The organism is Brevibacillus agri (assembly GCF_004117055.1).
GTDB lineage: Bacteria > Bacillota > Bacilli > Brevibacillales > Brevibacillaceae > Brevibacillus > Brevibacillus agri.
The window spans coordinates 1,810,309-1,835,755 of sequence record NZ_CP026363.1 but is presented as its reverse complement, the minus strand read 5'-3'; the positions used below and the strand labels follow the sequence as shown (position 1 = coordinate 1,835,755).

Annotated in this window: 23 protein-coding genes, 2 tRNA genes, 1 pseudogene and 1 riboswitch; of the genes and pseudogenes, 8 read left to right on the top strand and 18 right to left on the bottom strand. The window is 53.7% G+C overall.

Annotation, left to right across the window (positions count from 1 at the left end; genetic code table 11):
* Positions 1-73: 73 nt before the first annotated feature.
* Together BA6348_RS09165 and BA6348_RS09160 are read right to left on the bottom strand one after the other, a co-directional pair.
* A complete protein-coding gene (locus BA6348_RS09165; RefSeq protein ID WP_026557817.1) occupies positions 74-2,041 on the bottom strand; it encodes a dynamin family protein in 1,968 nt (655 codons plus the stop codon).
* Between the two features lie 5 nt (positions 2,042-2,046).
* Entirely contained in the window at positions 2,047-3,687 is a 1,641-nt protein-coding gene (locus BA6348_RS09160; RefSeq protein WP_026557816.1) for a dynamin family protein, read from the bottom strand.
* Positions 3,688-3,884: 197 nt separating this feature from the next.
* Here BA6348_RS09160 and BA6348_RS09155 point away from each other — a divergent pair, with 197 nt between their 5' ends.
* The 4 genes from BA6348_RS09155 to BA6348_RS26580 are packed head-to-tail and all read left to right on the top strand — an operon-like array spanning position 3,885 to position 7,951.
* Positions 3,885-5,465 carry a spore germination protein gene (locus BA6348_RS09155; protein WP_025844430.1) on the top strand — a complete coding sequence of 527 codons (1,581 nt, stop codon included), beginning with the start codon at positions 3,885-3,887 and terminating at the stop codon, positions 5,463-5,465.
* Complete coding sequence (locus BA6348_RS09150; protein ID WP_122953305.1) at positions 5,462-6,568, top strand: GerAB/ArcD/ProY family transporter; 1,107 nt, start codon at positions 5,462-5,464, stop codon at positions 6,566-6,568. The genes BA6348_RS09155 and BA6348_RS09150 overlap by 4 nt, the downstream gene beginning before the upstream one ends.
* On the top strand, positions 6,561-7,793 hold the full coding sequence (locus tag BA6348_RS09145; RefSeq protein WP_122953306.1) for a Ger(x)C family spore germination protein: 1,233 nt from the start codon (positions 6,561-6,563) through the stop codon (positions 7,791-7,793). The genes BA6348_RS09150 and BA6348_RS09145 overlap by 8 nt, the downstream gene beginning before the upstream one ends.
* 5 nt (positions 7,794-7,798) lie before the next feature.
* Entirely contained in the window at positions 7,799-7,951 is a 153-nt protein-coding gene (locus tag BA6348_RS26580; protein ID WP_005831649.1) for a hypothetical protein, read from the top strand.
* A gap of 66 nt (positions 7,952-8,017) precedes the next feature.
* Here BA6348_RS26580 and BA6348_RS09140 read toward each other — a convergent pair whose 3' ends face one another.
* The 6 genes from BA6348_RS09140 to BA6348_RS09115 all read right to left on the bottom strand — a co-directional run bounded on the left by BA6348_RS09140 (position 8,018) and on the right by BA6348_RS09115 (position 11,620).
* The gene (locus BA6348_RS09140; RefSeq protein WP_007780806.1) at positions 8,018-8,542 is read right to left on the bottom strand and encodes a type 1 glutamine amidotransferase domain-containing protein; all 525 of its coding nucleotides are present in this window, start codon (positions 8,540-8,542) and stop codon (positions 8,018-8,020) included.
* Positions 8,543-9,194: 652 nt separating this feature from the next.
* Positions 9,195-9,277, bottom strand: a tRNA-Leu gene (locus tag BA6348_RS09135).
* 16 nt (positions 9,278-9,293) lie between these two features.
* Positions 9,294-9,370, bottom strand: a tRNA-Pro gene (locus BA6348_RS09130).
* 117 nt (positions 9,371-9,487) lie between these two features.
* A complete protein-coding gene (locus tag BA6348_RS09125) occupies positions 9,488-10,510 on the bottom strand; it encodes an anti sigma factor C-terminal domain-containing protein (RefSeq protein ID WP_007786014.1) in 1,023 nt (340 codons plus the stop codon).
* Entirely contained in the window at positions 10,500-11,024 is a 525-nt protein-coding gene (locus tag BA6348_RS09120; protein WP_005836621.1) for an RNA polymerase sigma factor, read from the bottom strand. The genes BA6348_RS09125 and BA6348_RS09120 overlap by 11 nt, the downstream gene beginning before the upstream one ends.
* Before the next feature lie 83 nt (positions 11,025-11,107).
* Positions 11,108-11,620, bottom strand: a complete 513-nt coding sequence (locus BA6348_RS09115; protein WP_005836623.1) for a DL-endopeptidase inhibitor IseA family protein — start codon at positions 11,618-11,620, stop codon at positions 11,108-11,110.
* A 141-nt stretch (positions 11,621-11,761) separates the two neighbouring features.
* Between BA6348_RS09115 and BA6348_RS09110 the strand changes: the two genes are divergently transcribed.
* The 3 genes from BA6348_RS09110 to BA6348_RS09100 all read left to right on the top strand — a co-directional run bounded on the left by BA6348_RS09110 (position 11,762) and on the right by BA6348_RS09100 (position 14,522).
* On the top strand, positions 11,762-11,992 hold the full coding sequence (locus tag BA6348_RS09110) for a hypothetical protein (RefSeq protein ID WP_007786017.1): 231 nt from the start codon (positions 11,762-11,764) through the stop codon (positions 11,990-11,992).
* Between the two features lie 191 nt (positions 11,993-12,183).
* Complete coding sequence (fosB, locus tag BA6348_RS09105) at positions 12,184-12,609, top strand: metallothiol transferase FosB (RefSeq protein WP_007786020.1); 426 nt, start codon at positions 12,184-12,186, stop codon at positions 12,607-12,609.
* A gap of 182 nt (positions 12,610-12,791) precedes the next feature.
* The gene (locus BA6348_RS09100) at positions 12,792-14,522 is read left to right on the top strand and encodes a protoglobin domain-containing protein (protein ID WP_122953308.1); all 1,731 of its coding nucleotides are present in this window, start codon (positions 12,792-12,794) and stop codon (positions 14,520-14,522) included.
* Here the strand turns inward: BA6348_RS09100 and BA6348_RS09095 are convergent.
* The 4 genes from BA6348_RS09095 to rsgA form a co-directional block, all read right to left on the bottom strand.
* A complete protein-coding gene (locus BA6348_RS09095; protein ID WP_025844444.1) occupies positions 14,512-15,546 on the bottom strand; it encodes a chymotrypsin family serine protease in 1,035 nt (344 codons plus the stop codon). The genes BA6348_RS09100 and BA6348_RS09095 overlap by 11 nt on opposite strands.
* A gap of 479 nt (positions 15,547-16,025) precedes the next feature.
* The gene (locus BA6348_RS09090) at positions 16,026-17,333 is read right to left on the bottom strand and encodes a nucleobase:cation symporter-2 family protein (RefSeq protein WP_005835584.1); all 1,308 of its coding nucleotides are present in this window, start codon (positions 17,331-17,333) and stop codon (positions 16,026-16,028) included.
* Between the two features lie 31 nt (positions 17,334-17,364).
* Positions 17,365-17,955, bottom strand: a complete 591-nt coding sequence (locus BA6348_RS09085; RefSeq protein ID WP_007786027.1) for a xanthine phosphoribosyltransferase — start codon at positions 17,953-17,955, stop codon at positions 17,365-17,367.
* A gap of 337 nt (positions 17,956-18,292) precedes the next feature.
* Positions 18,293-18,394, bottom strand: a riboswitch (purine riboswitch).
* Between the two features lie 139 nt (positions 18,395-18,533).
* Positions 18,534-19,619, bottom strand: coding sequence for a ribosome small subunit-dependent GTPase A (rsgA, locus tag BA6348_RS09080; RefSeq protein WP_122953309.1), 1,086 nt, complete (start codon positions 19,617-19,619; stop codon positions 18,534-18,536).
* Between the two features lie 237 nt (positions 19,620-19,856).
* Here rsgA and BA6348_RS26575 point away from each other — a divergent pair, with 237 nt between their 5' ends.
* Positions 19,857-20,009: a hypothetical protein gene (locus tag BA6348_RS26575; protein ID WP_155808555.1), complete on the top strand. Its 153-nt coding sequence runs from the start codon at positions 19,857-19,859 to the stop codon at positions 20,007-20,009.
* Positions 20,010-20,510: 501 nt separating this feature from the next.
* On the opposite strand, the gene BA6348_RS27260 is transcribed toward BA6348_RS26575, so the two are convergent.
* The 6 genes and pseudogenes from BA6348_RS27260 to BA6348_RS09050 form a co-directional block, all read right to left on the bottom strand.
* Entirely contained in the window at positions 20,511-20,792 is a 282-nt protein-coding gene (locus BA6348_RS27260; protein ID WP_235694640.1) for a WYL domain-containing protein, read from the bottom strand.
* A gap of 189 nt (positions 20,793-20,981) precedes the next feature.
* Positions 20,982-21,137, bottom strand: a complete 156-nt coding sequence (locus tag BA6348_RS26570; protein WP_165328982.1) for a hypothetical protein — start codon at positions 21,135-21,137, stop codon at positions 20,982-20,984.
* Between the two features lie 252 nt (positions 21,138-21,389).
* Positions 21,390-22,466, bottom strand: a complete 1,077-nt coding sequence (locus tag BA6348_RS09065; RefSeq protein WP_129552185.1) for an RNA-guided endonuclease InsQ/TnpB family protein — start codon at positions 22,464-22,466, stop codon at positions 21,390-21,392.
* A gap of 5 nt (positions 22,467-22,471) precedes the next feature.
* Positions 22,472-22,835: pseudogene (tnpA, locus tag BA6348_RS09060) on the bottom strand (IS200/IS605 family transposase).
* A 444-nt stretch (positions 22,836-23,279) separates the two neighbouring features.
* Positions 23,280-24,521: an MFS transporter gene (locus tag BA6348_RS09055; protein ID WP_005831556.1), complete on the bottom strand. Its 1,242-nt coding sequence runs from the start codon at positions 24,519-24,521 to the stop codon at positions 23,280-23,282.
* Between the two features lie 292 nt (positions 24,522-24,813).
* Positions 24,814-25,446, bottom strand: coding sequence for a YcnI family copper-binding membrane protein (locus tag BA6348_RS09050; protein ID WP_025844452.1), 633 nt, complete (start codon positions 25,444-25,446; stop codon positions 24,814-24,816).
* Position 25,447: the final 1 nt, after the last annotated feature.

Here is a 25,447-nt window from a genome sequence, read left to right as displayed (position 1 = left end):
AAGGCAGCCACGCCCGTCCCTTGCCTGACGAAAAGCGTGCGCTGCCTTCTTTTTTCTATCGCTTCACAAGCCGTTACTCCAGTTCCGCGGCCACGCGGTTTACCTTCGCTCCCAGCTCTTCGAGATCCACGGTCATATCCAGCGCGGCAAACAGCCCTGTGAAGTATTCGTTAATCTGCTCGACAACCCGGTTCCGCTCTGTCGCGACCATCTCGCTGAACAGCGCGCTGAACTGCTCGCCAAGCTGCTCGCTTCCGGTCGCGACGTAAGCCGCTACCGGCTCTTGCATGCGCTTTTCCAGCTCTTCGCGCAGCTTCAGCTTGCCGTCCTGCTCAAAAAAGTCTTTCGTGTTTTTGAACAGCCCAAGCGCTGGCTGGAATGCCTCAACAGACACCGGCAGCTCCTCGGCAAAGGCGAGCGTCTCGACCTGGCGCTGCTGGTACGGCGCCAGCGTCAAACCTGCTGCGTAGGCGTGCACGTCTTTTTGCCACGCGGAAACGAGCGCGGCTCCCTGCTTGCTCAGGAACTTTTCCAGGCGCAGTGTGGTGGCGCGCAGCTCCTGTGCCAGATCGTAGCTGATCGAGCGCAGCAGATCGGTCAGGCAGCCCTGGAGCGCCTGCTTCATGCTGCGCCCGTCTTCCTTGAGAACCGCCGGGTTAAAGGCGAAGTTGAACAGCTCGTTGAAGCGGAAAAACAGCCGCTGCTTGACGTAGTAGAGCAGTTCCTCGCGCTCTTTTGTCAGGTCGCGCTCGTACGAAGCGGTAGACAGAGCCGCTACGGCAGCCAACGCATCCGACTGGGCCTTGCTCGCCGCTTCCTTGCGGGCGAGCCGCTCGTCTTCACCCGACTGGGCCATGCGCATGAACTCGGTCAACGTGTCGTAAGCGCGGCGAATTTCGCCCATCGCTGCGTTCACGGCAATCTGTGTCAGCTCGTCGATCGTGAACCGGAGAAACGCTGTTTCAAAAGCGGCCATGCCTGACAGCTTGAACGCTTCCTCTGCCGGCATGAGCGGAGCGCCTTCTGCCGTTTGCGTGCGCTGACGGTATACTTTTTCCGCCGAAGCCGCCAGCTTGCCTTTTTCATGCATGCGCGCCAAAAGCGCCGTCTGGCTGGATACCGGATAAATGCGCGGCAGGCGGATGCCGCAGGTGAGCAAGTTTTTCTCTACGTGCGCAATGACACCCTGCAGCTCCTCTTCCGAAGCGGCGAGGTCAGCCGCATTGACGATGAAAAACATCTTGTCCATCTCGAACGTGTCCTTGACCCGGCCCATTTGCAGCAAAAACTCGCGGTCAGCCTGGGAAAACGCGTGATTGTAATACGTGACGAACAGGACAGCGTCCGCGTTTTTCATGTATTCAAACGCCACACCCGTATGGCGGGCATTGATGGAATCCGCCCCTGGCGTGTCGACCAGCACGATGCCCTGATCGGTGAGCGGGCAAGAGTAGAAAAGCTCGATGTATTCGGCAAAGCAAGCCTTTTCTTCTTTGGCGACGAAGCTTTTAAATGCTTGCATGTCCACGATCAGCTCTCCGCCCAGATGCGTGTCCATCTCGGGAAGACCTTTCGTGACGGCTTTCAAAAACGTGTAGTGCGGCTTCGCTGTCGGCGGAATTTGCGCCACGTCAATTTTGTTCAGTTCGGACAGCGCGCCTTCCAGGCTTGCGGCATGCAGTCCAAAAACGGCGAGCGAGCGCAGCACGTCCTGCTCCACCGCGTCTCTTTGTTTCAGCACCACGCGCACCGTGCCGTGCGGGTGCTCCGCGCTTGGCGGCATGATTTTGTTGATCGCCGCCGTCGTCGGGTTCGGCGATACAGGCAGGACGAGATCGCCCATCAACGCATTGGCAAAAGAAGATTTTCCGGCGCTGAATGCGCCGAACAAGGCGACCGTGAAGCGGTTGGCGGTCAGGCGCTCTGCCCGCTCCTGCATCGCCTGCGCCTGTTGTTGCATCCCTGGTACGGAAACGATTTCATGGCTTGCGCGGCGCAGCCGTTCTGCGGCCGCCACAAGTTTGTCTCGAAGCTGATTCATGATTCCTATTCTCCTTCACGCATGATTGCCTGCAATCTTTCTCTCGTGTTTTCTTCGCTCGCGGTGAGGCTTGCAAGCTGTTCATGCAGCGAAGCCATCTCGCGCAGGACGCCAAGGCGTTCGAGCTGTGCCGCGCTCTCCTGCTCGCTTTGGCTCTCCAGGCGTCCGACGACTTCCTCTATGAACAGAAGACCCGCGCGTCTGTACTCCAGCTTGATCGCGTTCGCGACGTCTGTACAGTAGTTCATCACATACTCGCGGGAAGCCGCCCCATCCTTGATGTGCTTGGCCAGGAACTCGCCCGTAATTGCGATCTCGGTCGCATGGACACGCGCGTGGTACTCCTCGTCGCGGATGTCATGCGCTTGAAGCTGCTTGCTCATCAGTTCCTTGAAATGGAAGTCGAGATTGCCCGCCACTTTTTCGCGGAACTCGGCCAACAGCGCTTCCTCGCGGCGCTGGCGCTCTTCCTCGGTCTTTTTCCCCGCAAACAAAAAGCCCACCTTGAAGCCAGGCTTGCGGCTCTCCAGGTAGCTTTGCGCCGCTTCGTTCGTGCTGTAGTACGTCAACCGGGCATTGTCGAGCAGCGAGCCCAAGTCTTTTTCCATCTGGGCGCGCGCTTCTGCTGTGCGGTTTTTCAGCGACGCCATGAGCGCCTCTGCCTGGGCAAGCGCGGCGGACACCCCTTGGGCATCGCGGCTATCTACGTCTGCCAGCTCCAGGCTGTCCAGCTTGCTTTCCAGCTCCTGACGCTTGGAGGCATGGCTGGCCTTTACCGCCTGGACGTGTTCCTCGATCAAATGCTCGGCAGCGCTGCGAACGCTTTTGCCTACCAGCTCCTCGCGTCCAGCGATCAGCGCCAGCAGCTTTTGCCGAAACTCCGCGTACTGGTTTTCCGGATGGTCCGGCTCCGCGAGCGAGGTGTAAAAAATGCCGTCGGGATGAATGTTCCAGGTCGCGAACGCTTCCTCCACACTTTCCTTGTAGCTCTCAAAATCAAGCTCAAAGTCAATGTGCTTGTCAATCATGTTCACAACCAGATAGACTGGCTTGCCGCGATCTTTCAAGGTTTTCGTAAAGTTGAAGTTTTCCTCTGCCTGGACGTGGTTGTAATCCATCATGTAAATGACGACGTCAGCCAGGTGCAGCGCGGATTCCGTCGCGATTTTGTGCGCGGCGTCGGTCGAGTCGATCCCTGGCGTGTCGAGCAGGCTGGAATGCTCGTCGAGAAGCGTTCCCGGATAGGAGACTTCTACAGACTCCACGGTATCTCCATCAACGGCAAACTGCTTGAGCTTCTCCATCTCCGTATCCGGATCAAACGTCACGACGTCGCCGTTCATTGTATAGACGCGAGCAGCTTTTTCGCCACCGCGGATCTTCACGACATTGGCGCTGGTCGGAATCGGATTGGAGGGCAGCAGGCTGACCCCCAGCAGCGTATTAATCATCGTGGACTTCCCTGCGGAAAAGTGTCCACAGAAAGCGATGTTCAGCTCGGCTTTCCGCGTTTTTTTTGCAAGCTGCTTCAGCTTGGCAGGAGTCGCTTGATCTCCCTGCCCGGCCATCGCTTGCGCCAGCTCTTCCCATGTATGCGCGAGTTTCGCAAAGTCTGTCTCCCGAACCAAAACTTGACTGTCAAGCACTACGATTCCACCCTTCTCCGTCTTTCCTACTCTCTCTACTACTCTCTATTCTACCATGCCGAATGTATCATACCTCATAGGGTTGTTCAATTCTTTGTGCGAAAGTTTGTCGTGGAACTTTCATCCGCATAAATTCCCTTTGTTCTGGAAAAAATCGCACTAACATGCTATTCGCATTTTGAACGGGAGGGACTTCCATGATGCGAAAATTTTTCGCCCAGCGACGCAAAAAGAAAACCTCTCCCCTCATGCAGCACATGCAGCAGTCACAGCCACAGCTTGCCGGCAAAAAGCTGTCCAGCAGCCTGCAGGAAAACATGGACCTGTTTCGCTCCTTGCTTGGCAACCCTCACGATCTGCTGATCCGCAGCTTTCTCATCGGCAACAGCAACCATCCGTGCGCCGTCATTGCGATTGATGGTCTGGCCAATGCGGATATGCTCCATGCGCAAGTGCTGGGCCATATCCAGTTGATGATCTCTACCGCGGAAAAAACCGTTCCTACTGAACCAGATGCGATCCTCAACCTGCTTTTTGATGAGGTCTTGTCCGTTGTCGAAATAAAAAAAGAAACGTCTCTCGCAGCCACCATCGACTGTATTTTGTCCGGAGATACCGCCATTTTTGTCGACGGCACGAGCGAGATCATCCTCATTGACAGCAAAGGCTGGAAGTCCCGGGCCATCGAGGAGCCCGTCTCCGAAGGGCTTGTGCGCGGTCCACGCGACGGCTTCACTGAAAGCATCCGGGACAACACGGTGCTGATCCGCAGAAGAGTAAAGGACCCGAGCCTGCGCTTTGATAGCACCCTGGTAGGAACGCGCAGCAAAACCGAGCTGATCGTCGCCTACATCGACAATATTGTGGATCACAATTTGGTCAAGGAAGTTCACCGCAGAATCGCCACCATCGACATTGATGAAGTAGAAGAGTCAGGGTTTATCGAGCAGTGGATCGAGGACGATTTTCTCTCGCCCTTCCCCCAGGTGCACAATACGGAGCGCCCGGACAAGGTGAGTGCCGCCCTGTTTCAAGGGCGGGTCGCGATCATGCTGGACGGCACGCCGATGGTACTGATTCTCCCCGTCACGCTCGGTCTGCTCATGCACTCTCCCGAGGACTACTACGAGCGTTGGATCGTCGGCACACTGACCCGGCTGTTGCGTTATTTGGCCGCTTTTTTCGCTGTATTTTCGCCGTCGCTCTACATCGCCCTGGTCACGTTTCACCCTGGCCTGATTCCGTCCGATCTCGCCTTCTCCATTGCCGCCACACGGGACGGCGTTCCATTTCCGGCTTTCGTGGAGTCGATCATGATGATTACGACGATGGAGCTGTTGCAGGAGGCGGGGCTGCGTCTGCCCAAACCGATTGGCCAGACGGTCGGCATCGTCGGCGGTCTCGTCATCGGCGACGCCGCGGTATCAGCCGGGATCGTCAGCCCGGTCATGGTCATCGTCGTAGCGCTGACAGCGATTTCGTCCTTTGCCATTCCGTCGTACCACCTGGCGATCGCGTTTCGCATGATCCGGTTTTTCGCCATGTTTGCCGCCGCCATCTTCGGGGTGTACGGCGTCGTGCTAAGCCTGATTACGATCATCATCCACCTGTCCAATCTGACGAGCATCGGCCATCCGTACCTGGCTCCGTTTGCCCCGCAAATGCCCAGAGACTGGAAAGACTTGATTTTGCGCGCGCCTGTCACCTTTTTAAAAGACCGTCCCGAAGTCCTGCACCCAGAAGATGAAATCCGAATGAGAACAGGGGACTCCAAATGAGTGCACAAACCTTGCCAGATAAAATGCTCACCAAAAATCATATGGGTATCAACATCGCCGCGGTTACGATCGGTGTCGGCATCCTGACCTTCCCGCGCGGGCTCGCCAAAGCGACCAGCGGATTCGACGGCTGGATTTCCGTCGTCATCAGCGGCCTGATCGCCTTTCTGATCGGCTGGCTGCTCGCCAAGCTCGCCGCCCGCTTCCCCAGGCAAACTTTTTTCGAGTACACCTCGATGATCGCAAGCAAGCCGGTCGGCTACGTCCTGACCTTGCTCGTCTGTCTGTACACGATGCTGTTCGTGTCCTTCGAGATTCGCGCGATCGGCAACATCGCCAAGCAGTATTTGTTTTACAACACCCCAGTCGAAATGATTACGTTGAGCTTTCTGTTGATCGTCCAGTATGCCGTGGCGGGATCGCGCATCTCCATGCTGCGGCTCAACCTGTTGTTTTTGCCAGTCGTCCTGGTCGTGATGTTTTTCGTCTTGCTGTTCACCTCGCAATTGATCGAAGTCGAAAACGTTCGCCCCTTTTTCTCATCCGACTGGCGCTCCTTGCTGGACGGCTCGCAAGCGGTGGGGCTTTCCTACTCCGGGTTCGAAATCATTCTCTTCTATACGATGCTGATGAAACGGCCAAAAGACGGAACAAAGGCCATGGCGCTCGGGCTGTTCATCCCGGTGGCCCTCTACTTGACGATCTACATTTTCGTCATCGGCGTCTTTTCGGCCGAGGTCGCCAAAAACTTGACGTACCCGACGATTGATCTTGCGAAAGAAGTGGAAATTCCCGGCGGTTTTTTCGAGCGGGTCGAATCGATCTTTTTTGCGATCTGGATCATGACGATTTTCGATACGTGCATGATATGGCTCGATATCACGATCCTCAATTTAGCGTCGATGTTCCGCAACGTAAAAAAAATGGTCTGGATCCTGCTCTTGTCGCCGATTATTTACTTCGTCGCGATGCTCCCGCAAAATCTGGTCGACTTCTTTACGTTTGCCGACTATGTGACGTATTTCGGAATGATTATCGTCTACCTGTGCCCCATCCTGCTACTGCTGCTCGCCATCATCCGCGGGGTGAGGGGCCATGAATAGGCGTCTTACTCTGGCCTGCATGGTCGTTCTCCTGTGCACGCTGGTCACGGGCTGCTGGGACCAGGTGCAGATCGAGGAACGCGGCTTTGTCGTCGGTGTCGCCATTGATGCCCCCCGCTCCAACGAGGCCGAAAAACGGGCTGCGAAAGAATCGCCGGGAAAACCACGGGTCAAGCAGCGCTTCCTCGTCACCCACCAGCTCGTCATCCCTGGCGGACTGATCGCAGGCAACCAGGGCGGCGGTGGCGGACAAAACACGACGAACGAAGCGTTTCTCAACCTCTCCTCGGAGGGGGATTCGCTTTTCGAGGTTTCCCGCGAGCTGGCTACCCGAACCAGTCGCGCTCCGTTTTACCAGCACCTCAAGATTCTCGTCATCTCGGAAGAAGTGGCCCGCTCCGAAAACGGCTTTGCCAACGCCATGGATTTTTTGCTGAGCGATCCCGATTCCAGGCGAAGCAGCAAAGTCTTTATCTCCAATGGCCCGGCCAAAAGCATTATCGAGGTCAAGCCGAAAACGGAAAAGCTGCCCGCGCTCTACATCAACTCGATTGGTGAAAACATCGATCGAAATGCGCGCATGCTTCCCGAGGTCAGAGTGGGAGATGTTCACGAGGAGCTGCTCAACCCGTTCAGCTTCGTCATTCCGAGAGTGCGGGCGGAAAAAAACGAAATCAAAATGGCGGGCAGCGCTGTGTTTTCCAATCGCAACCAAATGGTCGGCTTTCTTGGCGAAGAAGAAACCGAGGGCTTGAATTTCTTGACGGGGAATATTAACGGGGGACTGTTAAAAGCCAAGGTCAAAAACGATTTGGTCGTCCTGAACATCCAGGGGACGAAGCATTCTATCGTACAAGATTTGCGCGACAAGCAGCACTTTATTTTCACGATCCAAATCGAGTGCGAGGGCATTTTGGCAGAAGCCTACGCGCTGATGGATTTTCTCAGCAAGGAAGAGACGAAGAAGCTGGAGCAAGCGTTCGCAAAAGAAATCGAGCGGATGTGCCGGGATACGATCCAGAAAGTGCACAAGGAAATGAAAGCCGATGTCATCAAGCTGGGCAGCAATATCCGCCAAAAAGACTACTCGCTCTGGAAGCAGATCCAGCACGATTGGGAAAAAGGGCAGCGCCTGTACGAAAAGAGCGAAATCCACGTCGAAGCCAAGGTGTACTTGCGAAATGTCGGCTCCATCAACCGTTCGGAAAAAGTAGAAGGAAGGTGACCAGCATGATGAAATATTTGGGCTCGCTGCCCCCGTTTCTCACCTTTGGCGGCGCGCTGCTCGCTTTTTTGATCCCGTTTTTGTTTTACACGGCCAGCAACAAAATCCACGAGTGGGGGGACCCGCCCTGGAAGAACACCAAGAGGCCAAGCTCATAAAAAAAGGCACGCCTGGCGTTTTGTCAACGAGCGTGCCTTTTTTTGTTGCAACTGCGCTGCTTGTCCTTAGTTTTCAGCCAACAAATCCGCGAAAGCCTTCGCGTACGCCGGCAAATCAGGCGGACGGCGGGAACCGACGATGTGCCCATCGACGACCACCTCTTCGTCGACCCACACTGCCCCTGCGTTCTCCATGTCATCCTTGATGCCAGGCGTAGAGGTCGTCTTCACTCCGGCCAAAATTTTTGCCGAGGCGAGCACCCAGCCCGCGTGGCAAATGTGGCCGATCGGCTTTTTCGCCTCGTGCATGGCACGGACAAACGAAAGCACCTCCGGATAGCGGCGAAGCTTGTCCGGCGCCCAGCCACCCGGCACGAGCACGCCGTCGTACTGCGCCGGATCAAGCTCGCTCAATGCCTTGTCCACCTCGCACGGCACGCCGTATTTTCCGATGTAGGCGTGTCCCGCCTGCGGCCCCGCCAAATGGACAGTCGCCCCTTCCTCGCGCAGCCTCAGCACCGGGTACCACAGCTCCAAATCTTCAAATTCGCTTTCTACAAAGCAGACTACACGTTTTCCCGCAAGTCTCACGATATCCGCCTCCTTTTTCTCTTTGCATAGAAGAAGCTTGTCTCAAATTCATAATAAAGAACAGCAGTGACATTGTTAAGCAAAGACTATTTCAAGTGCGCAAAGTCGTACTTAGTCAGTCGCAATCCCCTTTTTCCTGCAAAAGAATGTCTATTACATTCCCGCCAACAGGTCCATTCCATATATTCACTCTCCGTCAAATATTATCCTCAAGCGCTTCGTGCGTCAAAGATGAAAACATGCGAAAGAGCGAGAAAAACGAAGAAAACATTAATGTATTGAGGAAGGGATGATATTGCTATATTTTTTTGCTTTTTTTACACTGTTGTTTTTTGTGGGGGCAATGAAAAGTTTTTTTAGTTCTATTGAGTCATTAAAGAACTCTAATATTGCTCGATTTAATAAAGCAGCAAACACCTCTATAGTGTTTGGGGTTTTGTTTGTCCTCTTCCTGCTGGTTACAATAGCTTTTATCTTTATGACACTTCAGTAGAAGATATATGGTTCCTAAAGTCAACTCTCATCGTTGACTTTTTCTTTGTCCATTTTCACTAATTTGTATCTCAAAGCGGCGCCCGAAAATGAAAAAAGTGAGAAACAGGATTTGCTCGCTGTTCCCCACCTTATAACAAAAACCATATGTATGGATTGCTGGTGCCGGTAGAGGGACTTGAACCCCCACGGTTTCCCTCACGATTTTGAGTCGCGCGCGTCTGCCAATTCCGCCATACCGGCCCGTTCGTGTGCATCATGGTCGGGAAGACAGGATTCGAACCTGCGACCCCTTGGTCCCAAGCCAAGTACTCTACCAAGCTGAGCTACTTCCCGATTTGCTCACACGACGTTGCTCCACTTTGTTCGACAAAATCTGCAAAGTGCCGCAACACTTACGTATTTTACAGGCAAGTCGTCCCAAAATCAAGACCGGATTTTAAAAAAATGTGGCTACCAGTTCCATACGGCAATCCTGCCCAACTGAAAGCGGTGCAGCTCAGGCTCGGCACGCAGCTTCTCCAACTCGCGAATCGGTCCTGTGACGACGGCGCCATAGACGGCGATTCCGTTTTCGCGCAAATAGGCGAGACGCTTGTCGTCATACACATCGAACTCATCAGGCGCATAGGACTGCATCCATTCCAAATCAGGAATGAGCTGATTGGTCGCCTCCTCCACCGATTCGGGCAAATCCATCGTCGTCTCGTAGCTCATGCTTCCTCCCTCGCTGTAGTGAACTGCCGGCCTCAGCACCAGGTGCGGGACGCGGATGGTACTGCCGCTTCGCGTATGCGTCGGCTGAAAGGTTTTCAGCTCGCCTCCGTACACGGCCATCTGCAGCACAGACAGATCGTACTTTTCCAGCAGCTTGAAGAGTTGCAGCGGCTCGTACGGCTGCAGCGTGGAAAACGCCATCTCCGCTACGTAGCCGTCCTCCATATGGGCGAGCTGCTCCCACAGCTCGTTCTGCTCCTCGCGCACTTCCAGAGGCTTTTTGCCGAGCAGCGACAGCGGCAGGGCAAAACGAAACGTTCCGTCCCGGTCGTCGAGCTGCTTTTGCTGATAGTGGATGTCGTACGCAAGCTTGCCCCAGAGCGGCTTTTTGACCGTCACCGTGCCGACGACCTCCTCCCACTTGCCAAGCTGCTTGTACAGGAGAAGCGTCGTCTCTTGCGTCAGCCAGGGAGACAGCGACACCGGCGTGTGCCCCGACTTGTTCACCTTCAAGCCCGGGTAATGCGTCTCGACCAAGGTCGCGGCGTAGCGGACCAGGTCGTCCTCCTTGCCCAGCTTCGCATAGCCGATCTGAATCACCAGCATGTAGAGCATGTACAAAAACCATATGGCGAGCAATACTTGCGCCATATTTCTCCACAGCGCAAACCGCGACCGCCAGATCAGGCGTCGCGCCCTTTTTTCGTCCCAGACTATCTCGGACACATCAAGCCTTTCGCGCAGCTTGTCATCCTCCATCGTCCATTCCTCCTTCCACTCGCTTCTCCCACTCGCGAAATTTTTTTCGCGCCCGGTGCAGCGTGACTTTTACCTGATCGAGGCTCATCGCAAGCGTCTCCGCCAGCTCCTGATAGGAAAATTCCTCGATCTCGCGCAGGTAGAGGATCGTCCTCATCCGCTCGGGCAGTTGCTGCAAAATCCACTCTGCCCGCTGCTTGTCCTCTTTTTGGCGATACATCGTTTCCGGCTCATACGTGCGCGAGGACGCGCTGAACAGACGGCGGATGTTTTCCAGCATGCTTTTTTCCGACGTTTGTTTGCGCAGCCAGTCGATGTACAAATGCCGCGCCACTTTGTAGAGCCACGCCCGCGCCTGTCGGGCATCCTGAATCGAGAGGGAGAGCATGGCACGGTAAAACGTCTCCTGCAACAGCTCCTCGGCCACCTCGCGCGAACCGCACATCCGGTACAAATAGCGGTACAGCGGCTGCTGGTATTCGGCGAACCATTCGCTCCATAGTTGTGCCTTCATCTCCCACCTCCCTTTCATACAAACGAAGTCAGGCGCAAAATGTTACCACTTCTCTCCAAAAATTTGTTTTCCCTCCCCCACGCTCACCTTCGCCGGACCCTCCTTCTCACCCGCTTGCATCCCCGCACACAAGGCTTGCAACAGCCAGGCACTATCCGGAAAAGCTGTCCAGGCCGATTGAACGGATAGTCCAGCGGATGGCGGCCTACCACGATCCAGCGCCCATCCGGCTGCTTTTTCAACTGGTAGACAAGAAAAAAGCGGTCGCTCGGGTCAAATTGAAACCAGACAGCGAGCGTCACGCACCTCTCGCTTTTCTTCAAAATTTGTGATTTGACAATCGGCGCCGCACCGATTCCATCTCCTACCGGAACGGCCAGCCGTCCCTTGATCCGTCTCAGATCGAGGTTGCCGATCACGCGATTCGCGAGGCAAGGCGTCATGAACCGGGTCAAAAACCGACGAATTTTGTTTTTCGAATTAAACCGCTTGGGCAAAATTCTGCCCCGTTCCCCGACTCGCCGCTGTGCCGAAAACACAATGGTCCAAAAAGCCTGCTCCGCCTGCCGGACAACCCCTACCCACTTTTTCTTCATCACCCATTCCTCCCCTCCTACAAAGGTATGCAGCCTGCGCTGCAAACGGTTGGGCACGTGCCTTTTCATACATAATCGCGGCCAAACGGGAGAAATTATAACGGTGTGCCAAACCAATCTTCTGCCCAAGGAGGAACTGACATGCCAACGCAAATCAACACTGATTCGCTGAAAAAAGCCGAAGTGGCGACCACTCTCGCGAAAAATATGATTACGCAAGCCATCGAGCAATCCGCTGCCAATCCGCAGCTCGCCGAGGAAGCGCTGAAACAGGCTTCGCAGGAAATTGCCCAGGCGCAAACAATGGTGTCGCAGGTTCAGTCCACGCTGCAAACACAGGGGCAAGCGCAGCAAGGCCAATCCCAGTCGTAAGCATACTGCTTCGCAAAAAGGCAAAACAGGCAGACCGGATGCTATCGGGCTGCCTGTTTTGCTGCCAATCAAGGGCAGCCTATTGCTCGTCGGCCCTGCTGTTCTGCCATGGCAAACAGTCGTCTCGCTGACGTACAATGATCTCATCACGATCAAGAAGGTACATTCAAAAAAGCGAAAGAGGCGATGTCATGCAGCCATTGACCGGAATCAACCATTTCCTGTTTTCTGTTTCCGACCTGGAGCGTTCTTTTTGTTTTTACCGCGATGTACTCGGCGCCAAGCCGCTCGTTCGCGGCAGAAAACTGGCCTACTTCGACTGGAACGGCTATTGGCTGGCGTTGAACGAAGAGCGCGACATCCCCCGCAACGAAATTGCCCTGTCCTACACCCATATCGCCTTCTCCGTTGCCGAAGAAGCCTTTGCAGACTGGAAGCGCCATCTGGAGCAGCACGGTGTCCACATTCTCCCCGGCAGAGAGCGCGATGAGCGGGACAAGCGCTCCCTCTATTTCACAGACCCCGACGGGCACAAGTTCGAGCTGCACACAGGCAACTTGCAGGATCGTCTCGCCTATTACCGGGAAGCAAAGCCGCATATGACGTTTTTCGATTGATAACGCTTTCGATCTTTTTCATAACTTACATAAACATTTCACAAATTCCCAGTAGTTCCACAGGTTCAATTCTTCCTTAAATGGTATAATCAGGTAGGCAGTTTGACCTATTTCCATTACAGCAACTGGCCTCTTCTGCGTCAAGAATCGGTCAGTTTTTCATAAAAAAGCGGAGGGATTCTATGTTTGGGAAGCGTTGGGCGCGATCACAGACTGCCCCGATTCAGGAAAGCGATATTCAGATGACCGAGCAGTTGCGAGCAAAGGTGAACTTTTTGCAAATGAACAGCGAGGATCTCAAACGACTCGCACAAATCGAACCGCTCATTACCGAGCATCTCGATGCCATTACTGAGCGTCATTACCAGATGCTCGGCCACTATGCGAATTTGATGAAAATCATTGAAGCGAATACGACAGTGGGCCGTCTTGCAGGTTCTTTTCGCCATTACCTGCAATCGCTTCCCGACGCCCAACTGAACGAAGCCTATGTAGCAGGACGGGAAAAAATCGGGGAAGTCCACAGCAAAATCGGACTTGCCCCGGAATGGTACACCGGCTCTTACATGCGGCTGTACGAATTTTTGATTCCCGCCATCGTAGACACGTATGCCAGAAAGCCGGACGAGTTGTCCTCGACTTTGCTGGCTTTAATCAAGCTGCTCACTCTCGATTCCCAGATCGTTCTGGAAGCGTACCAGGAGGATAACGATTATAAAATCATTGACCGGCTGGGGAATGTCCTGGAGCTGGTCATGCAAATCGACAAAATCAAGCATGTGCTGGATACTCTCGACACAACCACGATGGAGGCGGGTAATGTCAGACAGGCGGCCGAGCAATTGTCAGAATCGGTGCAAAAAGTGGCCCAATCCGCTGTCCAGGTAGCAGAAAATGCCTCTACGACCATGGAGCAGGCTACTGCGGGCCAACAAATCATTCAGACGTCGCTGACAAGCTTCCTGTCCATGGCGGAGGAATTTGCGGAGATGCAGACAAAAATCTCCTCCCTGATGAGTTCCATCGAAGCCGTCTCCCAGGTGGTGCAGGTGATCCGCAGCGTCGCCGATCAGACGAATCTGCTCGCCTTAAACGCGTCGATTGAAGCCGCTCGGGCAGGCGAGCACGGGCGAGGTTTTTCCATCGTCGCAGAAGAAGTGCGCAAGCTCGCCGAACAAACCAAGCAATCCGTGCAAAGCATCTCCGGCACGATGGAAGCCGTCCGGCAAGATGCCAATCAGGTGAAGGAAACAGCCGCGCTGCTCGGCGTCCACTTCACCGACAAAGCGACGCAAACACGCGAAGCTATCGAGCTGTTGGGAGAGATTGTGCAAAATGTCGAGCAAGTGGGGCATGCGACCGGACATATCGCTTCTTTGACAGAAGAACAGTCGGCCTCTACCGAAGATATTTACATGCGCATATCCCAGGTTGAGAGCAATATGGAGCAGATTTTCAACCACGTCTCCCACGCCGGAAAAAACATCTACGAAATCGGGGCAGGCATCAACAGCCTGCACAAAGGCAGCATCAGCCAGGTGGCCCGTCTAAAAACGAAGCACAGCCTGCGCATCGTCAAGACCGATCATCTCCTGTGGAAATGGTGGGTGTACAACTTCCTGCTCGGCTATCATACGATCGAGGAAAAGGATCTCGTCGACCATCACCGCTGCCGCCTGGGCGTCTGGTACGACGAAGCGAAACAAAACCAGGCGATCAGCTCGCTTGCTTCCTTCCGCCGACTGGCAGAGCCACACAAACGGTTTCACGAAGCTATCCGCCACATTTACACGCTCGCTTCCTCCGGCAAGCAAAAGGAAGCGGAGATGGCCTTTGCCGTCCTCGAAGCGCGTTCGGACGAAGTGCTCGCCTGTCTGGATGATCTCGCTTCCGAGCTGCAGGTCACTTCCTGACGTTTCGCCGTCTGCGGCGCTTGCCCCGTTTTCTGGACGGAGCCGTCGTTGGCTGCGCTACACGCACCCCAAAGGCGCGCATCGCCCTGTGGATCGGAAACGTGATCGACAGTCTGCCATCGGCGGAGCCTGCGAAGTTGACCGCGGCCGCGTAATTGTTTGCCGTCAGCCAGACCGAACCGGAGTCTCCCGGCAACGAAATCGGCGCCGCGCTTCTGATGACCGTCTGGTTGCGGAAGCGGATCGTTCCCAGACCGCCGTAGTCGCCGTAATCGACGTTGATGTCCGTGTGGGTGGATTCCACGATGCCACTGACAAAGCCTGTCGAGCGGCCGACCTTTTTCAAGCGGCTCCCTATAGCGTAAGAGTGGACGTAGCCCGGAACGGTGCCGATTTTCGCATAGCGCGGAGCGAGCAGGTCGTTCGAAGTGGGAATGCTCAGTGCCGCATCCATCTCATTCACTGCATTTTTCCGCAGCCGGACGAAGCGGTACAGTTGTCCAATCCGATCGCGCCCGGAACGCCCGCCATCCGCCCCTCCCGGCTGGATCGTCTCGGAATAGCCGCCCGAGTTGTTCCGGTTCAAAACGTGGTTGTTGCTCAGCAAAAAACGCTGGGCGCGGCGGATCGCTCCTGTCACGATCAAGCCCGCAGTCCCCGAAGCCCCGGGATATCCGACGCTTGCGCCCGCTATCACCGGACGGATTCTCCGGCGATAGTTGGCAGTCGAGCGCAGCTTTTGATGGCTAGTGCATCTGCCGGAGGTAACCGTCCGCACGGGAACCGCGACGTGCGACGTAATTCTCGGACTTTTCCCGCCCTTTTTCCGTTTGACGGCGACACAGCTCGGGCAGCCTTTTTTCACCGCCGCGCTCGCGTCCAGCGTGTACAGTACGACGCAAGCTCCTTTTTTGCTGTTCTTGCCGTTTACATATCCGACGCCGATCCCCATGACACCAGGCATCCGCTTCCACCTCTTCACCAGGTGATTCTTGGCTCTCAACGCTTCTCGAAAGGTAGCCATACACTCATCTGTCCTTCCCAAGTGATTTCGTACATAGCCATCCTATGTCCGACTTGGCCAAGACCGTTGGACGCTTGCCAACCTCGCGAGAGCCTTTTTTATGAGCTGGCTAGTGGATGCGTTGCTGCGTTGCTGCCTTGCTACTGCCTTGCTACTGTCTTGCTACTGCCTTGCTACTGCCTTGCTACTGCCTTGCTACTGCCTTGCTACTGCCTTGCTACTGCCTTGCTACTGCCTTGCTACTGCCTTGCTACTGCCTTGCTACTGCCTTGCTATCCTGCTTTCCCCGCCTCCCATTTCCACAAAACCTCACTTCCCCGACAAACATGTCCCATGCGACCTGCCCCTTATCGTTCGGTTGCAATTTTTCGGATGCCATCGTCACTTTGTAGAAGCGAAAAAACCGCCATCCTCTGCACGCAAGCGAGAGAATGGCGGTTCATGTATGAGTGAAGCTGTCGAAGCTTTGGTTAAGCCGATCAGGACGCTTCCGAGATCGTGCTTGGCACGGCAGCCTGGTTGACTTTTTTATTCGTATGCACCAGCAAAATGTTCAACACAACCGCTGTCAGCGAGCCTGTCACGATACCGTTTTGCAGCATCATTTTCACCATGGTCGGCAGTTGGTCAAACATGCTCGGCACAGCGGCGGAGCCGAGGCCGACCGCGATACTGCAAGCGGCGATCAGCAGATTTTCATTTTGGCGAAGATCTACGTGCGACAAAATGTTGATTCCGGATGCGACTACCATCCCGAACATCGCGATCATCGCGCCGCCCAATACGGCATTGGGGACGACCGTCGTCAGCGCAGCCAGCTTTGGCAAAAGCCCCAGCACAACCAGCAATCCGCCAGCCCCGATCATGACGTCGCGGGTTTTGATCCCCGTCAAGGAAACGAGCCCTACGTTTTGCGAGAAGGCAGTGTATGGGAACGCGTTGAAAATGCCGCCCAGAACAATCGCGATTCCTTCGCCGCGCAAGCCTTTGACGACGTCCTTGTCCGTTACTTTCGTCTCGGTTACTTTTCCGAGCGCAAAATAAACGCCAGTCGACTCTGCCATACTAATGATGTTGACCAAGATCATCGTCACAATCGCCACAATCGAAAATTGCGGCGCGCCGAAGTAAAACGGCTCGACTACGCTGAACCAGGACGCTTCCGCCACGCTGGCGAAGCTGACCATGCCCATCATGTACGCGACGACTGTCCCGACGACAAGGCCGAGCAAGACGGAAATCGCGCGAATAAATCCGGTAAAGAAGCGATTAATAAACAAAATAATAGCCAATGTTCCGAGCGCGAGCAGCAGGTTGCGCGGAGAGCCGAAGTCCGGCATGCCTTGTCCACCGGCGGCGTTGTTCATCGCCACAGGAATGAGCGACAGACCGATAATGGTCACGACAGAGCCTTGCACCACGGTCGGGAAAAACCGCAGCAGCTTGCCAAATAACGGAGCAGCCAAGACGACGAACAGACCGGAGACGATTATCGCTCCATAAGCCGTGGCCAGATTGCTCGTAGAGGCAATCGCGATAATCGGACCTACGGCAGTAAACGTACAGCCAAGCACAACCGGGAGACGAATCCCTGTGTAGCGCGTCCCGATGACTTGCAGCAACGTAGCGATCCCGCACGTGAACAAATCGGCGGCGATCAAGTAAGCAATCTGCGCAGGAGTCAGGTTCAGGGCCCCGCCAATGATAAGCGGTACGACGACAGCACCCGCATACATCGCAAGTACGTGCTGCAGACCTAAAGTAACTATCTTCTGTTTGGATAGCATGAGGTATTCTACTCTCCTCTAGTAATAGGATTTAGACACGGACAGTTTCCGCTTGAATGAACTGAATGCCCTCTGGAGACATGGACGCGATGCGCGCCAAAGACTCAATGCGGACACCCGCTTGCTCCAGCAATCTACGGCCTTCCTGGAAGCTTTTCTCGATCACGGCTCCGATGCCGACCAGGTGAGCGTTGGCGTCTTTAATAATCTGGGTCAACCCGATCAGCGCAGCCCCGGTCGCGAGAAAATCGTCCACGATCAGCACGCGGTCATCCGGCGACAAATACTGCTTGGACACGCTGATCTGATACGTTTCCTGGCGGGTAAAGGAGTGGACAGGAGCCGAGTACACCTCTTCTGTCAGCGTCACTGCCTTTTTCTTTTTCGCGTACACAAAAGGCACACCCAAAGCGAACGACGTCGCCAGCGCAAAATGAATGCCGCTCGCCTCGATCGTCAAGACTTTCGTAATTTTCTCGTCGGCAAAAAGCTGGGCGAAACGCTCGCCGATCTTCATCGTCAATTGGGGGTCTACCTGATGGTTCAAAAACGCATCCACCTTCAACACGGATGCGGACAGCACCTTGCCGTCTTGTACGATGCGTTCTTGCAATTCTTTCATGTTTTCTTCCTCCTCCATCAACTCTAGCGTGCCAGCAAACGACGCTAGTCCAACCAAATGAGAACACTTCGCTTCGCCGAGTTGTTCGGGCGAACGGCGCTTGTCCTTTTTGTCGATATCCACTTTTCTGGATTCCATCGACGAAAAAAAAATAAAGCCCCGAACGGACAGGTCACAGGCAGGCTCAGGTGATAAAACCAACGCCAAGTGAAACTGTCCCTCGGGGCTTTTCTCCCTCAGGTATAACACGCCACAAAAAAGCGTGTCAGCGTCCTTTCGACCAGACGACCCACTTTCTCCTGTCACATGGAACAGGAAACAGCGATAAGCGCAGTCGATGGAACGCGATTTCACTCGTAGTCAGGTGATTTACGGTCACCCGGTAGAAACTGTTGGGCCTTATTCCCAAAATTATACGAGCACTTCGTATGCGGTTTATCCAGCACGATTGCTGGGTCTTGCCCCAATCTATCACAACTGGCTTGCTGGAATCAAGCGTAAATTTCTGAAAGTCGAGCCGCGCGCTTGCCCTGTCTCCAAACGAAAAGAGCCCCCGGTTGTCCGAGGACTCTTGCGTTTTATCGCTTCGGCTTTTTGCTTCGCGCTTGCATGGTGATTTTTTTCCACTTGTCCTTCTCTGCTGCTGCCAGCCTTGCATCTTCCTTGCGAGCCAGATGGGCCAGTTCGCGCTGAAGCTTCAAATAGCTGTCGAAGCGAGCTTTTTCCAGCGAACCGTCCTCAATCGCCGCCCGAACGGCGCACCCTGGCTCCCGCCCGTGCTGGCAATCGTTGAATCGGCACGCTTCCGCCAGTTGCTCGATATCGTCAAATGCTCCGCGGAACCCCTCATCCGCTTCCCATAGCTGCAGCTCGCGCATGCCCGGTGTGTCGATCATGAGAGCGCCGTCCGGAAGCTGGAACAGCTCGCGGTGAGTAGTCGTATGGCGGCCGCGATCGTCTCCCTCGCGCACTTTGTTTACTTTTTGCTGCTCTGCTCCGCTCAGCTTGTTGATTAAGGTAGACTTGCCGACACCAGAGGACCCCATGAGCGCCACTGTCTGGCCACACCCCAGGTACGGGGCAAGCTGTTCCAGCCCTTCTCCCCGCTCTGCGCTGACTACGTGCACAGGCACGCCAATCGCGACGCTTTCTACGTCCGCGATGCGCTGCTCCAGATCGTCGCACAAGTCGGCTTTTGAAAGCACGATCACCGGATTGGCTCCGCTTTCCCAGGCGAGGATGAGATAGCGCTCCATCCTGCGTATATTAAAATCGTTGTTTAAGGCATTCACTAAAAATACGGTATCGACGTTGGCAGCCACGATCTGCTCTTCGACGCTGTCTCCCGCAGCTTTGCGGGAAAACTTGCTCTTGCGCGGCAGCACTGCATGAATCGAGGCTTTCTTTTCCTCGGGACGCGCCGTGATGACGACCCAGTCTCCTACCGCCGGATAATCCTCGCGGCCAGTCGCCTCATAGCGCAACTTGCCCGTGACTTCGCCCAAAAGCTCGCCGTGCTCGCTCAACAGACGATAAATGCGTTTATGTTCCAGCGTGATTCTGCCCACGCTGTAGCCTTGCTCGGCATAAGGGGCGAACAGATTGGCAAAATGCTCATTCCAGCCCAAAGTTTGCAAAACAGATTGATTGGTTGTGTGATTCAAAACGGATTCCCCCTGCAAATGGTTGTATGATTGGCCCTACGCCAAAACCAGTCGCAGTCGAATCCTCATTTTTTTGAACGGTGCTACTGTTCGCTTGAAAGGAGGATTCCTGCGACGGACGTTCCTACACTCTGTACGAATTTGATGTTTGCCATAATACATCTCTCCTTTTTCAAGCCCGCACCATTCATGGTTTGGAATCAACTTTTTCCCAATCATTGTAACACATCAGGAGGCATGGAAAAAGCCTCAGTCTCCACCTCCACCGCCGCCTCCGCCTCCGCTGTCTCCACCGCCACTGTCGTGGCTGCATCCATATCCATCCGAGTCGTGGTGGCGATGATGGTGATGATGGCCGCTGTCCACATAAAAGGCTCCGCCACTGTCTGAGGACGACGAATACGAGCGTCTCCTTCCGCTCTTTGCGACGGCTCTGATCGAAAAGAGAGTCACTGCGATTACGAGAAAAACGACGATGAGAATAACGTACTCCATCAGCGTCCACGCCCTCTCCGCCCCTAAGGGGAATACTGTGTTCACTTTCATTATACCACAAGCTGGCTAACACTTTTGGAACAGGATGGGTGAAAAGGATGGCGTTGGTGGGGAGGGGAGCTGACTGCCTCGGGGTCGGGGTGTCAGAGGGGCAGCTTTTCTGGCTGTCTGGCTGTTCGGTTGCACGGCTTTCCGGCTTTCCGGCTTCACGGCTTTCCAACTGTCCGGCTGCACGACTTTCCGACTGTCCAACTGCACGGCTTTCCGACTCCCCGGCCGTTATGACTTCCGCTTCCGGCCGCCCGACTTTCCGACTTCCTGACTGTCCAGCCATCTAACCATTTGGCTGACTTCCCTGCCCTTCCTGACCCTCGCGACCTCCCGTGACCTGCCACCTCACCCCACAAACTGCCCGGCAACTGGCGCGAGCGCCAAAATGCCGGCAATCGCGAACACCCGACAAGCCTTTCTCGTATAGCAATACGCCTTGAGCTGCCCCTTATCCTCATCCAGCAAAAGAATCCGGATGATTCGCCTGCTCGTCTGGCCCCGCTTGTTCAAATAAATGATCTCAACCGCTTGCTGTCTGTCTCTGTACTTTTTCAAATCCGCCAACACCAAAGCTGTCACCGCCTCATGAAAAGACATGATTGATTGGACGCGCAGCCGTCGCCCCATGCCTAGCTGCTGTTGAAAACATCCTAACACAAGAGAACGCATGTTCGCAAATTGATTTTTTTCCCTGCTTGCTACCGGGATCGTTATGGCTGCGTCCTCTTCGGCTCGCGACAATTGGATGAGCCTCTTTTCAAAAGAGACGGTGCGGTATTGCACAAAAAAGCCCGGCCACCTTTAGTGGCCAGGCTGCTATTTCACTTTTTCCTTCGAATTTAGAACCAACTTTTTTAACAACGCATCGCTTTCTTTACGTTCAGCCTCGGTTACAGACGGTATGGCAAGGATACCTTTTGCGACATCTTCAAGCTTCTCCATTCGAAGATCGATTAAAAACTTGTTTCCCATATTGCCATCCTCCTATCCAAAGCCTGAACCAATTCAAAAGCTGACGGCGGCGGTATTACAATTCTGTGACCGATACTCTGTGCACGTAAAGATTGAACTTGAGACTCCCACGGCTAAAGCCGCAAGCCTTCCACCTTGCGGTGTACGGGTGGGATTCTTGAATGACTAAGCGTTCGCAGTCCATTTCTGTTTTGAACAGCCTTCAAGATGAGGACATCTCATTGCCCCTCCTAAGACAGTGCATATAGCATCTTAGGCTGATTGACTGTTACCATCAATCACAGGTGCATATCGAATGTTCATAGCACCGACTAAATCACGATGTTTTTCGAATCCACATTTGCATTTATACTTACGGTCTCGTGCCTTATTCTTCTCAGAGCATTTAGGGCATGTCTGACTTGTGTATGCAGGATTCACATGCTCAACTCTAATACCAACTAAATTCGCTTTATATTCAATGAACTGAGACAGGCGATAAAATGACCAAGTATGCAGATTCTTTTCGTTTTTACGGCTTGTTCTTGCCGTCTGTCTAATATTCGCCAGTTGTTCCAAGCGAATGACAGAAATTTTATTGTCTTTTGCAAAATTTACGATAGCACGACTAACCTTATGGTCTTGGTCTTTCATCCAACGTTGTTCTTTATCTTTTGAACTACGAATCGCATTTACCTTTTTCTTTTTGCCTAATGCTTTGCGTTCAGAACGAAACTTACGCTTCATGTACTTATTTTGTCTGCCATTCCCAAAGAAACGTACCTTTTCATCATCTGTTACAGCAACGGCAGGAACTTTTAAACCCAAATCAACCCCCATGACTTTTACTCCTGTTCCTTCCATAGTAGGTATGGTGACAGAAATTTGGGCAATCCATTTATTTGCTTTCTGTGTGATTCGAAGCGTACCTAATTTGTGTTTTAGCAAAGCAAAGTTACGGTTGTCTTTATCAACTAACAAAGCACGGATAGGTGTTTTAGTTACCTTGCCGTCAATCATAATCGGCATGGAAATGTGCGTGAAATCAAACGAATAGTTTTGATTGTTCCAAATGCAGACAGGTTTCTTCAAAACAGGAACAGTAGTGAATTTGCTTTTCTTCGCTTTCTTAAACACACTTTTCGCGTCCTTGATAGCTTGATTTTTAACGGCACTTGGCAAAGAAGCAGAAATATCCTTACTCGACTTCTTTGTGCTTTTCTTTTCAGCAACCATTTCGGAAACGAGAGTATTGATAGTGGAGAGGTACGTTTGACTCATCTCACGCAAAATAGAAGCCTGTTCTTTTGTTGGAAGCAATTTCACTTTGACTGTGATGGTCTGCGACATGATTTTCACCCCCTTGTTTTCTGTTGTTCGACATATCGCTTTATCGTTTCACTTGCGGTAGAAACGAAGTATGAGCGTGTCCACAAACTCGGCAAATGCCGAAGATGTGGAAACCACTCCTTTCATTTTTGCCATCATATCCGCAGGGCTTAATGATGGGAGTGCGTTGAGAAACATATGCGTATGGTCTTTGTCGCATTCAAGAGCAACAATCACAATTTGCAGTTCCTCACACCCTTCATGTACCAACTCTTTGAAGCGTTGTTCTACATCTGCTTGCAGAAAAATCTTTCTTCTGTACCGAGGGCAGAACACAAAATGGTAGTTTAATAATGAAAGGGTTGTGCTTGTTCTTCTGTATTCGTTCATACACCTATCGTATCAGTTCATTTTATATACTACAACAGATGAACAACAAAAAAGAGTGGAATTTTCAAATACTTGAAGTACCACAAACCTTCGATTTATTCGTGGTACTCCGTATTTGACCTCACTCTCATCCCGCCCCTAAAGGGGGTGCTATCGCACCGTAGCGGGCTTTCTTGTTCGGAAAATCTGTAATGTTCAATGAGATTCGTCTTTGCAAAAAATGCTACCCAGCCACCGAATCCTAAATCAAAACTTTTTTTGCACGCAATGGCAAAAAGATGAGGGCCAACACCAACAAACTCTTTTTTTGCGCTACCTATGTTCCATAGGGCGCTTTCTGCCACATATACATCTACCCACAGTTCGTTTGGCTCCAAGGATATTAAACCTTGAACCGTAAGCTTATATACATCGCGCGAACTACTCTGAAACTCTTTGCGCCAGTTAACGCCTGCGCAGCACCCGCCCGAACACCGCCAGGATCGGCAGCAGTAGCAGCGCCGCCGTCAGCAAGGATGCGCGGATCGACAGGCGGTTTCCGATCCAGCCGACTGCTGGTCCTCCTGCCGTCTGTCCAAACGCGTTGGACTGGCTCATCATCGACAGGACGGTCGCCCGCACGCTGCTTTCGATGTTCAGGTTCAGCCACGTGTCGTACAGCGGGTTGATAAGTGACTCGATGGCTCCGATCAGCAGCAAGGTGGCCAGCGCCCAGCCAAAATCAGGAGCCATGGCGAAGGAGATCAACGCCGCAATTTTCAGCGCGGTCAAAACGAACATGCCGACAATGACGACACGCCCGTTGTTGACATCCAGCCGCTTCTCGGCAAAGCTGACCGCGAACAGCCCGAGCAGGCTCGACAGGGCGGCAATGATGCCGAACCACATCGCCATCGAAATGCCCGCAAGCTGCGGGAAGCCAATCTCGGAAATCAAGTGCGCTTCCCGCAGGCGGTCGTATCCCTCGGAAGCTGCGCCCGTAAACAGCGTCACAAGCAAAATCAACAGCAAGATCGGCTGCCTGCGAATGACGTGTGCGCCAGACAGCCACGTCTGGGCCATTTCCCGCCAGTGGGAAGCGCCTCGCTCGCGCTCCCTGGGCGTAAAGCCCGTCTCCTGCATGAACAGGATCAAAAACACGCCAAGCCCCAAATAGATCAAGCCCCCGACCAGATAGGGCAAGTTTGGAGCCAGCGTGGACAGCCAAACGCTCAGCCCGATTCCGAGCATATTCGCCAGCAAAGAGTAGCGCTTCGCCCGCATGAAGATGCTCCCGAGCTTTTCTTCCCCCACCTCGTCCGCAATCCAGGCCGTATCGGCCCCGCTGACGAACGTGTCTCCCACGCCGAAAAACACTTGGGCAACCAACACCCACATAAACGCGGAGACAAACGGCAAAACACCATCAATGGCAGGCAAAATACCTTGCAGAACAAAAGCCGTCCCCAGCAAAAACATCCCGATAATGACAGACAGACGGCGGCTGTACGTATCCGCCACCACGCCCGTCACGCCCTCGAACAAGAGCACGGACAGCTCCAGCACCATGCCGACCAGCAAAAGCTCAAACGGATTCAGTCCCAGCGCAGCAATGTAGTAGAGCGCGTAGGTCGTAAACATCGTCGCGTTGGCGAGCGACGTCGCAAATCGTTTCGTCATATATACATGCGTTGCATTCATAACCATGGAAACAGTCTCCACCTCTTTGGGCAGATGACACGTTCCGTCTTTCCAGCCGTGATGCCGCTAGATTACTGCTCGTTATCGCGGAGAAAATCCGCACGTGCCACACTGCCACTCGTATTGTTTTCCTACTCTTGTGTTCGCTTGCGCCAATTTGATTGTGATTGACATTATTTAACACCTCCGAAAGTAATTAGCCTTCATTATAAAGTGATTCCGGAAAAATAGGTAGAGAAAAAATGAAAAATGCCGTGCAGCATATCGACTAGCTGCACGGCATTTCCGCCGTTTGGTTTTACGCTTTTTTTCTAAACAGGCTCACAATGGAGAGCAGAAGCGCCAGTCCGGAGAGCACCAGTGGCAATGTGTTGCTGCCGCCTGCACTTGCCGCCGCCTGATCTTGGGCTGGGCTTGCCGCCGGTGCAGCAGCGTCGTGCCCGTGATCGTGTCCGGCTTCCCCAACGCCCGCTTTCACTGTAGTCACGGACGCAGGCGTCTTGGAATCCTTGTCTCCGGTCCACTCCACTACTTCGCCATCCGCGTAAGTCTGATACGCTTTCCATGCGAGTGCACCTTCCTCTTTCGGGTTCGCGCCCACGAAAGCGAACTCCATGAACTCATGCGCCTTGATGCCGCCGTCTGTCGCGGTCCAGACGAGTGCTGTGTTCACGCCGTCCTTGTCTTTTTCAAACTCGTAGCTCCAGCCCGGAACTGGCTGTACGGTGTTCACTTTCACTCCAGCCGGAAATTCCAGCTTCACTTTTACTGTGTTGACGTCCTTTTCCACAGGTACGCGAACGGTATATTTTTCATAAGAGCCGGTAGTGGTTTCTTTCGGATAGACGTTGACGTGCGCTTGCGCCGCAGTCGCGAGCGTCAAAACTGCTCCTGCCACCAATACACTGCTCAGCCATTTTTTCATCTTCATG